11 protein-coding genes are annotated in these 15,106 nt (G+C 42.6%); 3 read left to right on the top strand and 8 right to left on the bottom strand.

Going from position 1 to position 15,106, the window contains the following annotated elements; translation table 11 throughout:
* The first annotated feature begins 16 nt into the window (after positions 1-16).
* On the top strand, positions 17-1,003 hold the full coding sequence (locus tag ACMHKH_RS08555) for a hypothetical protein (protein WP_413520220.1): 987 nt from the start codon (positions 17-19) through the stop codon (positions 1,001-1,003).
* Between the two features lie 240 nt (positions 1,004-1,243).
* A complete protein-coding gene (locus ACMHKH_RS08550) occupies positions 1,244-2,422 on the top strand; it encodes a MalY/PatB family protein (RefSeq protein WP_413520219.1) in 1,179 nt (392 codons plus the stop codon).
* A 128-nt stretch (positions 2,423-2,550) separates the two neighbouring features.
* Here the strand turns inward: ACMHKH_RS08550 and ACMHKH_RS08545 are convergent, their stop codons facing one another.
* The 3 genes from ACMHKH_RS08545 to ACMHKH_RS08535 all read right to left on the bottom strand — a co-directional run bounded on the left by ACMHKH_RS08545 (position 2,551) and on the right by ACMHKH_RS08535 (position 7,771).
* Positions 2,551-4,119, bottom strand: a complete 1,569-nt coding sequence (locus tag ACMHKH_RS08545; protein ID WP_413520218.1) for an FGGY-family carbohydrate kinase — start codon at positions 4,117-4,119, stop codon at positions 2,551-2,553.
* A 33-nt stretch (positions 4,120-4,152) separates the two neighbouring features.
* On the bottom strand, positions 4,153-5,829 hold the full coding sequence (locus ACMHKH_RS08540) for a glycerol-3-phosphate dehydrogenase/oxidase (RefSeq protein WP_413520217.1): 1,677 nt from the start codon (positions 5,827-5,829) through the stop codon (positions 4,153-4,155).
* A 205-nt stretch (positions 5,830-6,034) separates the two neighbouring features.
* Entirely contained in the window at positions 6,035-7,771 is a 1,737-nt protein-coding gene (locus ACMHKH_RS08535) for an FAD-binding oxidoreductase (RefSeq protein ID WP_413520216.1), read from the bottom strand.
* Positions 7,772-8,161: 390 nt separating this feature from the next.
* Between ACMHKH_RS08535 and guaA the strand changes: the two genes are divergently transcribed.
* Positions 8,162-9,766, top strand: a complete 1,605-nt coding sequence (guaA, locus tag ACMHKH_RS08530; protein ID WP_413520215.1) for a glutamine-hydrolyzing GMP synthase — start codon at positions 8,162-8,164, stop codon at positions 9,764-9,766.
* 76 nt (positions 9,767-9,842) lie between these two features.
* Here guaA and ACMHKH_RS08525 read toward each other — a convergent pair whose 3' ends face one another.
* From ACMHKH_RS08525 to ACMHKH_RS08505, 5 genes are all read right to left on the bottom strand, one after another.
* Entirely contained in the window at positions 9,843-10,700 is an 858-nt protein-coding gene (locus tag ACMHKH_RS08525; protein WP_413520214.1) for an HNH endonuclease, read from the bottom strand.
* A 157-nt stretch (positions 10,701-10,857) separates the two neighbouring features.
* The gene (locus ACMHKH_RS08520) at positions 10,858-11,835 is read right to left on the bottom strand and encodes a zinc-binding dehydrogenase (RefSeq protein ID WP_413520213.1); all 978 of its coding nucleotides are present in this window, start codon (positions 11,833-11,835) and stop codon (positions 10,858-10,860) included.
* A 126-nt stretch (positions 11,836-11,961) separates the two neighbouring features.
* A complete protein-coding gene (locus ACMHKH_RS08515; protein WP_413520212.1) occupies positions 11,962-12,651 on the bottom strand; it encodes a GDYXXLXY domain-containing protein in 690 nt (229 codons plus the stop codon).
* Positions 12,648-13,835 (bottom strand): DUF4401 domain-containing protein, encoded by a 1,188-nt coding sequence (locus ACMHKH_RS08510; RefSeq protein ID WP_413520211.1) that lies wholly within the window; start codon positions 13,833-13,835, stop codon positions 12,648-12,650. Before ACMHKH_RS08510 ends, ACMHKH_RS08515 begins: the two co-directional genes overlap by 4 nt.
* A complete protein-coding gene (locus tag ACMHKH_RS08505) occupies positions 13,828-14,922 on the bottom strand; it encodes a DUF2157 domain-containing protein (RefSeq protein ID WP_413520210.1) in 1,095 nt (364 codons plus the stop codon). Before ACMHKH_RS08505 ends, ACMHKH_RS08510 begins: the two co-directional genes overlap by 8 nt.
* Between the last annotated feature and the right edge of the window lie 184 nt (positions 14,923-15,106).

Genomic DNA, 15,106 nt, shown 5'->3' with positions numbered 1-15,106 from the left:
ATATAAGGTCTGTTTTATGTGGAAGCAAAAAATAATGGCGATATGGTCTAAGTGTTTTTTAAAAATTTCAAAAAGTCGGCAACCAGACTTTGAAGAGCTTTTACCTTATATCTCTCCAGATATCATATATTTCTTTACTGTAGAAAAAGACTCTTCATATTGCATATCATGGAATACGACGTATTCAGAACTATTAGCCCTTAATTTAGGATATCTAGAAACAGATATAAATGGTGTGCAATTTTATCATTTTGATATACCTATTATAGTGGGTCATATCAAATTTAATCATGTAAAGGTTTTATGGAATTCTACCTCACTAGCGTCACCAATCCAGCATTATATAATCGACATTAGAGATGGAGTAAGACATACAGATACTTACTCAAAGCTAGCGGCAATGCTCTCTAAATATGAGACGTACGCGCAAAAAACTACCGATAAACAGGTTATGGGTGAAGACTCCTTCAATTTGCGCATAGAAGATATTTTTTACGCTCTTAATTATTCAATACCTAATAGATGTACTCGCCTAGATATCTATAATAAGAGAGATTATGGTTATCCTATTTTACTAGATGATAATTATCAGCATCAAGGCACTGTTAGCAAAATTCACTATATGGGCTATGGGCTTAAAATAGAGCAATATCATCACTATTATGATTATTGCATAAAACCTGTACCAAGCTTTGTTACCGCATTACTCAAGTATGATGAAGATAATATTGTATGGATTGATAATGTAAATAAAGTAATATGCTTTAAGGGGGATGATTTTTGTTTAATATTACCTAACAAAATTGAAAGTATTCAGATTGATAACCTACGTCCGGCAAAAGGTGGCGGCGGTTGTTGGATGCAGATTAAAATAGAGGGATTTAAAAATAGTATTCGTATTTATCAAGTACTAGATGTTAAACAATTAGATAAACACGTAGACGACTTTTCTGCTTTTTTTGGAGTTGATGTTGTTATCAACGATAGAGGCTATGACTGTTAGATTAATAACGCCTACTTAATTTATATCGTATGCTAGGAAATCTATAAATTAAATAATAATAGCGAATGGCAGGATTGGCTACTCATATACTTAATTCCAATCAAACCGCTAAACCCCCTTTCTAGTATTTCACAGCATTAATCTCATAACGCATCTATGCAAACGCCATAAAGCGATTGGCGATGACGCCATTCATGTTGTACCCTAAACCATTATTTTTTTCTAACTCAGGAGAATACGGTGTTGTACGACTTTGATGAAATAATAGACAGACGTAATACGGGGTCGTTTAAATGGCATTATAGCGATGACACGATTCCGCTATGGGTCGCGGATATGGACTTTAAGACTGCCCAGCCTATTTTAAAGGCGATTGAGCAAGTAACGCAGCATGGCATATTGGGTTACACCGTTCCGACCGAGCCTTTGTACCAAGCGATTATCGACTGGCATGGCAGTCGTTATGGCTTATGGCTAGATCAGCAAGATATTCTTTTTTCTTCGGGCGTGGTGCCAAGTTTGGTGCTGATGATGAAGGTGTTTACCGAAGCAGGGGATGCGGTACTCATCAATAACCCTATTTATACGCCTTTTATGACCAAGGTTTTGGATAATGATCGTAAGCTTGTGACTTCTGCGTTAAAGGAGGTCGAGGGACGCTATCATCTGGATTTAGCTGATATCGAAGCCAAAATTATCGAGCATAAAGTTAAGCTATATTTGTTCTGTAGTCCGCATAATCCCGGCGGACGTGTATGGACAGCGGATGAGCTTGAAGCGCTGCTTTTAATCTGCAAAAAGCATAATGTGGCAATTGTTAGTGATGAAATCCATCAAGATTTAACATTAAGTGGGCATACCTTTATTCCATTTTTAAGCTTAGTAAAAGGCTATGAGCACAAAGTAGTCAGCCTGACCTCGATGACCAAAACCTTTAATATTGCTGGTATCAAAGGCTCGATGATCTTTGCTAAAGACAGCGCATTACTGAGTAAAATTAATCAGCAGCAGCGCTTAAGTGACGAGCATGAGCTAAATTTATTTGCTTATACGGCGATGCGTAGTGCTTATGAGCAAGGTGGTGAGTGGTTGGCGCAGGCGCTTGCTTATATCGAAGCAAATATTGACTTAACCCTACAGTTTTTAAAAGAGCATCTGCCTAAAATTAAGGTTATGCGCCCAGAGGCATCTTATCTAATATGGCTAGATTGCTCGGCATATGCACAAGACGATCAAATGCTCTATGACGCGCTTAGAGAGGCTAAAGTTGAGCTTAGCGCAGGCATCAAATATGGTAATGAGGGACATTTGAAAATGCGCCTCAATGTGGCATGTCCTAAAACGGTATTGATAGAAGGCTTAAATCGTATGCGCATAGCTTTAAATAAAGATGCTTTTAATATAGTCGATTCAATTTAAAAAGAATACAGTGCTGCTGGGATAAATTTTGCGAAGCCTCTGGAGTGCGAAGTGCACAGTAAGCAAGGAAAGTTTATCCCAGCATAACGCTATTTTTAACGTACCTCTTTTATATTAAACTGACTAACTCACTTCGCAGGATAACCGGTGATATCTTGAATGCTTTGGTATAAAGGTTTTAAGCGCTCATACATCTTAAGATAGACTTCATTATATAAGCGTTTATAGAGCTGAACGTTGGCGTCAATAGGTAAGAATTCATCGCCCAAATGGGTCATTGCTTCAGTAGCTGCTAAATGGTCGGGATAAACGCCAAGACCTACTGCACAATTGATGGCAGCGCCTAGTCCTGATGCTTCGTAAGTATGTGGGCGGTAAGCAGGCATGCCAAAGATATCTGCCGTGAGCTGCATCGCCGAGTCGCTTTGGGAGCCGCCACCAGAGACGCGTAAATGTTTGATGGTTTTTCCAGTGCGCTTCTCAATAGTATCAAAGCCAAGTTTAAGCTCGTAGGCAAGTCCTTCCAAGATAGCACGATAAACATGCGCCCGTGTGTGTACATCACCAAAGCCAATAAGCGCACCTTTGCCTTCAAGACCTGGATGACGAACGCCGGGCGACCAGTACGGTTGCATCATTAGCCCCATACAGCCTGCCGGAATGTCTTTGACCGCTTGATCGAGGAGTTTTTCGGTATCGATGCCTTGCGTCTTCGCAAGCTGCTCTTCATAGTGAGCAAACTGCTCTTTAAACCAGCTAACCATCCAAAAGCCGCGATAAATCATATATTCATGGTTATAGTAATTTGGTGCGGCGGCGGTATAAGCGGGCATGTGCTTGAGTATTTCGACATAATTGCTCGATGTAGTATTTACGGTAGCGGTGGTACCAAAGCTTAAGCAAGCGGTATCGGCGGCGAGACCAGCTGAACCCAATGCTTCACAGGCTTTATCGCTGGCGGCAGCAATCATTGGCGTACCTTCAAGAATGCCGGTAGCTTTAGTAGCTTTTGTACTAATAGAACCGAGTGGTTGACCGGGTGCAACTAACTTAGGCATCTGCTCAGGTCGGCAGCTGAATAATCGCCATTTGAGATCTTTAGCTTTTAGCCAAGCTTGTGCCTTGTAATCATACGGAAGGTAACCTAAGGCGTGACCGCTTGAGTCTATCAACTCGCCTGTCAGTTGATAGGTTAAATATGCTGATAAATTGACATAATAGGCAGTTTTCGCCCACATTTCTGGTTCATGATGAGCAAGCCAATTACAGCGTGCCTTTTGCTGCGCCTCTTGTACCAGCTCGCCCATACCGATAACTTTGGTGAGTGGATTGAGAAAGCCTATATCGTTGGTTTCACCTCGACGCAAATCCATCCATACAATAGCTGGGCGAAGTGGTTGCTTGTTTTTATCTAGACATATCATGGTATAGCGCTGGGTGGCGAGACTTACGCCCGCAATTTGTGCTGGTGTAATATCGCAGCTTTGCCACAATTGCTGGCAGGCCTCACTTAATTTTTGCCAATAATAATTGGCATGTTGCTCAGCAAAATTGGGCTGCGTTGAAAAGTACGGCTCGATAGGGACGCGGGCTTTGGTAATCTCGCTACCAAATTGATCAAAGATAAGTGCTCTAACACTTTGCGTGCCATTATCAATGGCTAAGAAATAAATAGGAGTATCAAGGTTATGGGTCATAGTCGTCCTTAACTATGTAGAAATAAAAAAGCGCTAAGCTGCTGGCAAGTGATAATAGCGTTGCCATAAGGCTTGATAACGTCCAACTTCTTGCTGCCATTTTTGCTCATCCCAGCCTAGTTCTTGCTGACAGATTTGCTTAAGCCTATCACTGATCAGTGGTGTCATCGCGCCATGCGGCAGTATTAATCCTAAGCGGGTGCGTCGCAGTAGCAAATCGTCCAAATGAATGACTTGCTCGTAGTGAGCAGCAAAGCGCACTTCTGCCCAAATAGTATTGCTATCGGTGACATGAGCAAAATCATCGTCATGAGCTAGCTCTAGTAAATTATCTAACTGTAAACCATAAAATCCTTGTAAGCGCTGTTGTAATAGTGGTGTTAGAGTTGAAAATTTGGGACTGGTTGGCGGTTGATTACTAAAAACTTGGCTGCTATATGACGCATTATCTTGAGTAGCTGACTCATCAAGTTTGAACACCTTTTGACAAACCTTTAACACATCAAGGGCGATGAGGCGAAAGGTAGTAAGCTTGCCGCCACTGACGGTCACTAAGTTGTTATCGAGCCAAACGCTATGGTCGCGCTTTTCTTTACTCGGACTGACGCGCTTACCATCGCCACCTTCCGAAATCAGCGGACGCACACCTGCCCAAGTACTGATGACATCCTCTCTGTTGAGATTAGCATCATCAAAGAGATTATTAGTCGCCGCTAATAGATAGTCGACCTCTTCGTTCGTTATACCGACCTCACTATCATCTAAGGTTGGATGATCCAAATCGGTAGTGCCAAGGACGGTACGATTTTCCCATGGGAAAACAAACACTGCTCTTTTATCGACAGGGTGCAAAAAGGTATAGGCTTGTGTAAGAGGCAGACGCTCTTGACTGACTACCAAATGGCTACCGCGAGACGGACGAATTTGCTTATGAAAGCTTTGCTCTGTTTGTTTACTTGCCTGCATTCGTAGCGTGTCCGCCCAAGCACCGGTCGCGCTGACCACCACTTTGGCATAAACATCATAAGTGGCGGCGCTATTTTGCGCAGCAGTATCGACTAGACTTGCACCCACGACCAAGCCTTGCTCGTTGGTGATTAACGTCTCAGCTTTAAGATAGTTAATCGCATGCGCACCATCATGAGTCGCTTCGTCGAGTACTCGCATCACAAGGCGCGAGTCATCAGTCACCGCGTCACTAAATTGGCTAGCGCCCAAAAACTTCTCTTGCTTGATACCGGGATTTAGGTTTAGAAAGGCGTCTTTTTTAAAGTACTTAGAGTAGCGCTTGCCCGCCAAGCCATCGTAGACACGTAGCAAGGTATTGAATATCCATGGCGGTGGAAACTTGCCTTTATAATGTGGCATAACGTAATGCATTTCGTTAACCAAGCCGCTAGCCTCATTGAGCATGCGCTCACGTTCACGGACGCTAAGTAAGGTCGTTTTATAATCACCTGAAGCAATATAGCGCAGCCCGCCATGTACCATTTTGCTCGAGCGGCTAGAGGTTCCCCAAGCAAAGTCTTTTTGCTCAATCAATAATACTGCTAAGCCGCGCCTTGCCGCCTCGCGAGCAATCCCCGCGCCAGTAATACCGCCGCCAATGATCAGCATATCCCAAGGCACTTCTTGAGACGAGCGACGAGATAAAGGCGCTAATGCTTGCTGGCGTTGCTGATGTTGATCATGCTGATTGACTTGGCTCATAAACGACTCATCTCAAATTATATAACTTCCATAAACAACCTAGTATTGCTAGAGCTATATAGTGAATTCAGTATTAAAACGATACAGCGGGAATGGGATGAATTTTACGCGGCCTCTGTCGGCGTAGGCACAGCAAGCCAGAAAAATTTGTACCAGTTTCGCGTTGGAATACAACGTATCTGTTTTATTTGGAATCGACTATATATTAGTCTTCGATTAAAACACCCGGATTCATACGCTGTTCAGGATCTAAGCTTTTGAGCATATCGCTGGTTACCTGAATGCCTAGCTTGCCTTTTTCGGCAGTAAGGTAAGGCGCATGATCGCGACCAACGCCATGCTGATGCGATATCGTCGCTGTGCCATTGGCTAAACTTGAACTGGCAGCATGTTTGATTTTTTGCCAGCGACTTAAAGTGCTAGCGTGATCTTTTGCCGCTCTAAAGAAATAAGTGGTATAAAGGCTCGCACCTTGCTTATAGACGTGCGAGATATGGGTAAAGGCCATGACGTTTTCACCTTCATCACTCAAAGCAGTTTGCACGGCTTCTTGCATCTGTTGCATCTGTGCGTCGATATTATTCCAGTTGGTTGCGGTTTCAAAGGTGTCAACCATGATGCCCTTTTCCCACAGTGTCCCGCGTAAATAAGGAAATTTAAAGCGTCCATGCGCCCATACACTACCCATGATATCGGTTATTTTACCAGTGACACTACCTTGCTGTTTTAATAGCTTATTAAACTGCGTCAGCGCCAGTTTATTCTGTGCTTTATCACCGGATACGCCATAAGTGAGCATGACTTTATCTGAACTGAGTCCGCGCGCTTTAAGATAAGTACTAATCGCTAAAAATTGGCTGGGTGTCGTACCCAAGTGTAAATGCGCGTCAGTCTCGACCGCATTACTTAGGCGTAGCATCGATAAGCGAACGTTTTTTTGCACGGCTTGTCTAAGTACTTCTTTACCCGCTTCCCAGTTAGGCAGAAAGGCGACTTTAAATAGCTCTTCTTCAGGCTGCTGCTGCACACGCATTTTAACTTCGGTAAAAATACCAGCGCGACCTTCAGTGCCCATCATCATCTCACGTAGATCAGGGCCTGCCGCTGACGCTGGGAAATCAGCTATATTCAAAATCCCTTTTGGGGTCACCAAAGTACCACCAGCAAACATCTGCTCGATACGCCCATAGCCCAATGACTGCTGACCACTAGAGCGCGCGGCAATCCAGCCGCCAAGGGTTGATAGCTCCCAAGACTGAGGATAATGTCCCAAACGGTAGCCGTGCGTGTCCAATTGCGCTTCGACTGCTGGCCCTTGTGTGCCTGCGCCAAAGGTAGCAATTTGGCTCTCATTATCTAAATCAATAAGCTGAGCCATCTTGCTCATGGCAACGGTAAGTACGGGGCGTGAACCCTTTTGTGGATTGATATGACCCGCGACTGAGGTGCCGCCACCAAAAGGAATAACAATAAGGTCGTGCTCGCTTGCCAGTTTCAATAAGGTTTCGACATCAGCCGTTGATTCAGGAAAAGCGACTCCATCAGGAAAGACCTCAAAGTCGCCACCATGCATAGCTATCCAGTCAGGAAAGCTTTGTCCACGCGCATGTCTGAGTCTATCTTCTTGATCAATAGATACTGTCTTTAACTCAGTAATGGCAGCAGGCAAGCGTGATTTGGGTACAGTTTTGAGTACCTGTGCCAAACTGACAGAGTTTAGTTTTTTGGTTTTACCTATGTGTGATTTAATCAGTTTCGCCCCATGCGCTGAGACTTTTTTATTGATATTGATATTGCCCCAGCCATTCCAACGCGTTTGCTCTATCGGCGTGTTAGCGGTCATGTTAATAGGCGCATCACTTTTTGCGACGTCATCTAATATAGGATTGTTGGTATTGGTAGGCGTAGTGGTTTTACGAATAAGAGATTTGATTTTGCTCATAGGGACATACCTGTCGATTTTTATAATTAAGAGTTCGGATAATGTTGGGTCAATATTGGCTCAGCCTGACGGCTTATCATTAGCTAAGATTTATCATAAAATACATATGATATTAAGCTCTTACGTTAAATAGGCAGTCTTAAAGATAAGAGTTTTATCGTTCGAGCATAGCACAATATAAACAAATTTTTTATATAGACTCGTCATTTGTATAATAAAAATTCATAGCTTTTGCTCTGCAGCGTCATTATTAGTGTTCGCTTAAGAGTATTATTCTTATCACTGCCTAATAACTCGCAAAAATAATCAATAATTAACCATCTAATAGCCATTAATGGGCTCAAACTTGTTAAAATGGGGCACTAATTTTTTCTTGATGGACATCGATTTATGACCACTGCCGCTGCCACTCCTGCAATACCTACTATTAAAGAAGATCGCATCTTAATCCTCGATTTTGGTTCACAATATAGCCAATTAATCGCCCGCCGTGTACGCGATTCAGGGGTATTTTGTGAGATGTTCCCGTTTGATATCGACACCCAACGCATCATCGATTTTGGCGCAAAAGGCATCATCTTATCGGGTGGTCCTGAGAGCGTACATGCTGAAAACAGCCCGCGTATCAACGATGCCGTATTCGACTTAGGCGTACCAGTATTGGGTATTTGCTACGGTATGCAAGCCATGGCAGAGCGTTTCGGTGGCAAAGTCCACGCCAGTGATATCCATGAGTTTGGTGCGTCGACTATCAATATCGATGGTAAATCTACCCTTATAGATGGCATCGAAGACGCAGCGGGTAAATTAAATGTCTGGATGAGTCATGGCGATAAAGTCATTGAAGCGCCACAAGGTTTTGATATCGTTGCCAGTACGCCAAGCTGCCCGATTGCCATTATGGCTGATGATTCGCGCCATTATTATGGTCTGCAGTTCCATCCCGAAGTCACCCATACCGCGCAAGGTTCTGCGTTACTTGGACGCTTTGTTCATGATATCTGTGGCTGTGCTGGTAGCTGGACGTCTGATAACATTATTGATATGCGTATTGCACAATTGCAAAAGCAAATCGGTGACAAGCAAGTATTGCTTGGTTTATCAGGCGGTGTCGATAGTTCAGTCGTGGCGGCATTGTTGCATAAAGCGATTGGTGATCAGCTGACTTGCGTGTTCGTTGATACTGGGTTGCTTCGTTTACACGAAGGCGACCAAGTGATGCAAGTATTCGCTGAAAACATGGGCGTAAAAGTCATCCGTGTTGATGCTGAAGAGTTATTCTTAACTGCACTGGCTGGCGAGTCTGATCCTGAAGCCAAACGTAAAATCATCGGTAAAACCTTTATCGATGTCTTTGCTAATAGTGCCCGTGAAATCAGCGAGCAAAGCGATGGTAAAGTCATCGAATTCTTGGCACAAGGTACGATTTATCCAGACGTGATTGAATCAGCCAAGTCGCATCAAGGTAAAGCGCATGTGATTAAGAGCCATCATAATGTTGGTGGTTTGCCAGATGATTTGGCGTTTGAATTGGTTGAGCCGTTACGTGATTTGTTTAAAGATGAAGTTCGCAAACTCGGGATTACCCTTGGTTTACCGGCTAAGATGATCAATCGTCATCCGTTCCCAGGACCAGGATTGGGCGTGCGTATCCTTGGCGAAGTAACCAAAGAATTCGCTGATATCTTGCGTGCTGCTGATGCAATCTTTATGGAAGAGTTAGAAAAATCAGGCTGGTATGAGAAGACTGCGCAAGCGTTTGCGGTATTCCAACCGATTAAATCGGTCGGCGTGGTCGGTGATGGTCGCCGCTATGCGTGGGTGATTGCGCTACGTGCGGTTGAGACTGTAGACTTTATGACTGCGCGCTTTGCCCATCTGCCGTATGATTTAATTGAAACCGTATCGAATCGCATTATGAATGAAATCGCGGAAGTATCTCGCGTGACTTATGATGTGTCGAGCAAGCCACCTGCGACGATTGAGTGGGAATAAATCTACTTAGTCTTTAGCTAAAATAACAAAAGCACTCAACTTGGTTGGGTGTTTTTTATTCTCTGTGAACATCTACTTAGATTATATTCGCCTCGATATTAGAAACCTTGATTATTAACTCATCATTAAACTCTAAATGATTTATTGAATAATGAGCTCTACGATGGCAGGTAGGGCAAAGTGCAATGACATTTTCAGGTCTATCTGGACCACCGTCTGCCAACCTTATTAAATGGTGTACTTCCAAATAAGGGCCGGATTTAGTTTCAAATGGTGCTAACTCATTGCAGCCTTCACATGTGCCATCTGCTCTTTTCTTTGCATACAATCTGATGGCATCGCTCCGATACTTAATAGACTGAATTTTTTCTTCAGTAGTTGCTTGAGTTGGTGTTTCGCTTAATGCAATATCGCGCAATTCCTGTAACGACTTACCTTTACTAGGCTTTATTGTATGATTAGCTATATAAGATACCTTTGGTGCTTCGACCACATTATGAATTGTTTTTTGATTTATATCAGAATATACATTACTAATAATATCCAAATGAAAGACGATAGCATCACGAATCTTACCATTTTTATCTGGCCGTTCTTCGGTATGGTCACTGATATAATTGCAGAACCCTACAAACCGTACATAGCCTGAGGACACGGATTCGAAAAGCAAGATTTGCTTTTTATTGTTTTGATGATCACGGATTGCTAAGTTACCTTTGGTCATTTTCATATGACCTTCTTGTCCCTCACCAGTGTATCTAAAGATACCATTCGCATCAAAACCATCTATATAGCCATATTCTCCGCCAGCATCACCAGTGAAAATAAACACATAAGGATGAGCGGCAGGAGTCGCTATACCGCCATATTGCTGACCTTTATATAAACCATGTATATCTATGCGGCGGTTATAAACTTTCCCGACTTCAAACATTTTAACCTCGATATATTTTTTTATGAAAAATATACAATTAAAGTTGATTCCTAACTATATCATTCCTTACTGGCTCTAATTCATCTATCAAAAAAATGGCAGCATCCCAAAATATAGAACGCCGCCATTGCTAATAACTCCAAACTAAGATTAAAGTTTAAGGCTTCAAAAGCACCTTACCTTTTTTCTCAGCCTGTATTTTTCCATCAACTGCTTTTAAGATATCTGCCAAATTAAATACCGCTTCAACGGGTAGTTTTAATTTGCCATCAACTGCACGATCTATCAGCTCTGCAACTAAGCGCTGCTTATTCTCTACACTCATCTCTTGGCTGATTTTACTGCCCCAAAATCCTTTTAACGTCGCTTGTTTAAAAATTATATCAGTAGGGTTAAGCATCATGGGCTTACCTGACATCGCGCCAAATACGGCAAATACGCCGCCATGACCGAGTAACGATAATAAATCGCCACTGGCTTCTCCGCCCACCGAATCGACGGCAGCGCTGATTTTGTCGTTACCAATAATTAGTTTTACTTGCTCTTTCCAGTTATCGTCTGACGTATTGATATTATTTTTAATATCTAGCACTTCTAATTCATCTATCGAATCGGCACTGCGTACTAGATTGATGGTTTTGACTCCGCGCGCTGCTGCTAGCATCGCAAGCGACTTACCGACTGCACCATTCGCTGCGTTATGAATAATCCATTGACCGCTTTTCATCTCTAAAAACTCAATCAACATCAACGCGCTGAGCGGCATGGCAACTAATTGCGCCGCCATTTCATCGTCTAAGCTATCGGGTACGGGAAATACCATATCTTTTGAAGCAACGAAATATTCTGCCCAAGTCGCTTGAACGCTAGCGGCTGCAACACGCTGACCGACTTTGAGGTCTGTGACGTCATCACCTACCGCATCGATAATACCAACGGCCTCAGAACCACCGATAGCAGGCATTTCAGGCTTAAAGCCATATTGTCCGCGAATGGTTAAGAGGTCATGATTATGAATAGAGGCTAAGATGGTTTTGACTCGGACTTCGTCGGCTTTGGGTTCTGGAGTAGGGCGGTCGCCTAAGCTAAGTACTTCAGCAGGTTTACCAAAATGGTCATAAGTTGCGCTATACATGAGTCATTCCTTTATTTATTTTTTGGGTGAATAATTAAAAACCACCAGTAACAGTAACAAGTCGTGCATAGCTATCACAATATCAGTTTGGTTAATGAAAGTTATTAACTGGCCAGCTTTTATTATTTAAGGAGAGGAGTCGACAGCTGACTCGGCTTTACCTTTAATAATCTGAAAATTACTATCTACCATCTCGGTTAATAACGGCTCGCCTTTATCGTTGATACGAAACAAGCCGTACTCTGCTGCCTCAAACGCCTTGGCATGGCCTTCTTGAAAAAAGAAAGCATTGGTTGCCAGTTGTACGCTGCCGTGACGGATACGATAATAGATCGCTCGCTCGTTTGCGGCTAGTTTTTCATTATTATTGTTATTAGCATCACTATTGCTATCACCCAATCGTACAAAACGCCCAACATTATTGACATCAATTTTTACAATCACATAGCCTTGACTGGGTTCATAAGGTTGGAAATTTGGCTGCAAACTTTCTAAATTTTCAGAATTATCTAAGTCGCTTTGAGGCTTTTCTGGTCGCAACGCTGCAAAAATATCACGCTCTAGCGCATAGCTAAGCGCCATATAATCACCCTGCATAAAGCCGCGCGGATCAACAGGGGCAAGCGCTAATAACACGGTATCACCAGTGGCAAGATGGGTTTCGTATTTTGCGACATTAATGGTCATTACTACCAATATTAGCAGTAATCCAAGTAGAGCAATGACGATACAAAAGACCCGTTTCTGTAACCAAGAAAATGGCTGCTTTTCAGTCAGTTGCTTTTGAAGCAAGGCTTTATCACTGATATTATTCATGACAGACGCTCCTTATTATCGGCAGCATTCATCCGCTGTTTATCATTAGCAAAGTAGCGACTTATTAACAGCCACCGCGTGAGCAGCATAACGATGCCAATGATCAGCATAGAGCCAGACTTTACTAGTAATGACGTATCAAGCTGATAGTAATACCAAAAAATATAGCTGACCAAGGCAAAAATGCCGAGACCCAATAGCACGCGCTGACTATTGGCCATCGCGATGACGATGATTAGGCTGGTTGCAAGTAGCCCTGAGACGTAGATTGACATGATACCAAGTACGACGATGGCGCAGAAAATAACGATACTTGCTGAGGATAGTGGTTTGACTTGATAGCGCCGCAGTATCAGATAAGCCGCATAAAGGCTGGTAACAGTGAGCAGCCCTTGGGCTAAATAATAGTTGTAGCTGAAAGCTGCATTATAACCATCAGAAGTAACGAAGCTATTTCCATATTCAGCAGCAATAAAATATACCGAGACGCATAGCAACATAAGCGCGCTGGCGTAAGCAACAGCTCTAATCGTGTCAAAAAAAGCCGCTCGCCATTTAATAGAAGTAAGCTGTAATAGCCGATAGCGTTGCAGATTACTGACGATAGTAATCAGCGCCAATAACCCCAAGCTGACCTCAGGTAGATGATAGTAGTTAAGCAAATAAACCATACAGACCAGAGCAACCAAGCTACTCAATAGTCGGTAAATAAAATTTGGCACAATAACAGTCACAGCGCTTTGAAGTAATAAAAACAGCCATATACCAAAGGGAGGTTCAATATCATTATTGACTAAGGCATAAAACACATAAGCTTGACCTGCAACACTGACCGTAAAAGCCAAACTATTTAAAAACATGCTACGCTTGGTCAGTTGGCTTTTGAATAACACAAAGCCGCCCACATTTAATAACATGCCAATCAAAAAAGTTACTATCGCGCTGTCAAGCGCACCCGTATTTTGTAGCATCAAAGTCAAAAAACCAATGAAAAATAAGCTGGCTAAAACGCCACTAAAACCGAAAAATACTTGTATAAACCAAGGGCTATCGTCTTGAGGGTTATTATTAACGGTTTGGTTAGACTGAGCATCGTTATTAATAGCATTTGCATCAATCAGCCCAAGCTGTTGTAGCTGTAAAAGAGTGGTGTCTGGGTATTTATTGTCTATGTCACTATTCATAGTTATCACCTCGGGCTACCTTACTTGACAGATTATTTTCGTGATTTAAACGAGCCACCTTACGTAGCCAAACGACCGCTGCTGAACTCATCCCTATCAATAGTAAGGTTAAGATTAAAAACCCACCGGCATCGAAGTCATCTAATAGCGATTCTCCTACCCAAAACATCACCACGCTAATGATAGAAAATGACAGATAAGTGAGCATCAGCAAATCGATTCGACGCTGATAAAAGCGCCACAGTATAAATCCGCACCAGCCAAGCCAAGATATAACAGCGATAAGCATAGCTAAGCTATTTCCATTCTCAAATACAGGCACAATCGCCAAATAGGTAGTAAGAAAAGTACTGAGTAAACCGACGACATAAGTGCTCCAGTGCAAGCTCGACTTAGTCTGCCTATTCATTTTAGGAGTAATGTGAGAGGTGAGCGTGGTATGGGTCGAGTCTGTTTGAGGTTTTTGCTTTTCCATACTAATCAGCCACGTATTGAAGGCGATAAAATTAATCAGCGCTAGAAGCCATACTTGAGCAATACTTTGATTGATAACATCGATAAATGACAAATCTGCCACATCAAGATATAGCATCACACCAGCATTTATCAGCCCTAACCACAACAGCCAGAGCGCAGGGAAGCGGGCAATAACCACCCAAGGTGTAATCAATACTGCCCAGCCAAAAAATAGCTGCCAAGTATCCGCGCCCGTTTGATATACCTGCCCAAATAGCGCTAGTAAGCTACCAGTAATCACGCTAACGATAAGCAATAATAACTGTCGAATCAGCCGAAATCGTCGCCGAAAAGATAGTGCCACATAAAGCGCAATACTAATAACCAATCCTGCTTCAACCAAAGTGAATTTACCCATTTTGCCCATATGTTGCCAGTTGAAGGCGACAAAAAACACAAGGGATAGTACCAACGCTACGATACCGATAATGAGCAGCGCTTTATCAAAAAAGAAAAGCCATGTGCGCTTGCTTGGGTAAATCTCTAGCTGAGTTGAGGCTAGATCTGCATTTACAATGGGAAGAATACCGCGCTTTAGCAGCTGTTCAATAGTACGCCGTGATTGACTCATAACATCTTCTCATTAAAGATAGTATTAAGACTATATTAGTGGTTTTTATAAAGTAGCGTTATATTTATTGGCATTAGCGCTAAATGAGCCGAATAACGATTCATACTGCTTTAAAGAGGATTAAAAAACTGTGGATACAATTCGTAACATCATGGCAGTCTTCTGATTAAAGGTAGGCTTTAAG

This window comes from Psychrobacter glacincola (assembly GCF_965118485.1).
In the GTDB taxonomy this organism is placed as follows: domain Bacteria; phylum Pseudomonadota; class Gammaproteobacteria; order Pseudomonadales; family Moraxellaceae; genus Psychrobacter; species Psychrobacter glacincola_D.
The sequence above is the reverse complement of the archived record's forward strand: the minus strand, read 5'-3'. Positions and strand labels throughout refer to the sequence as shown.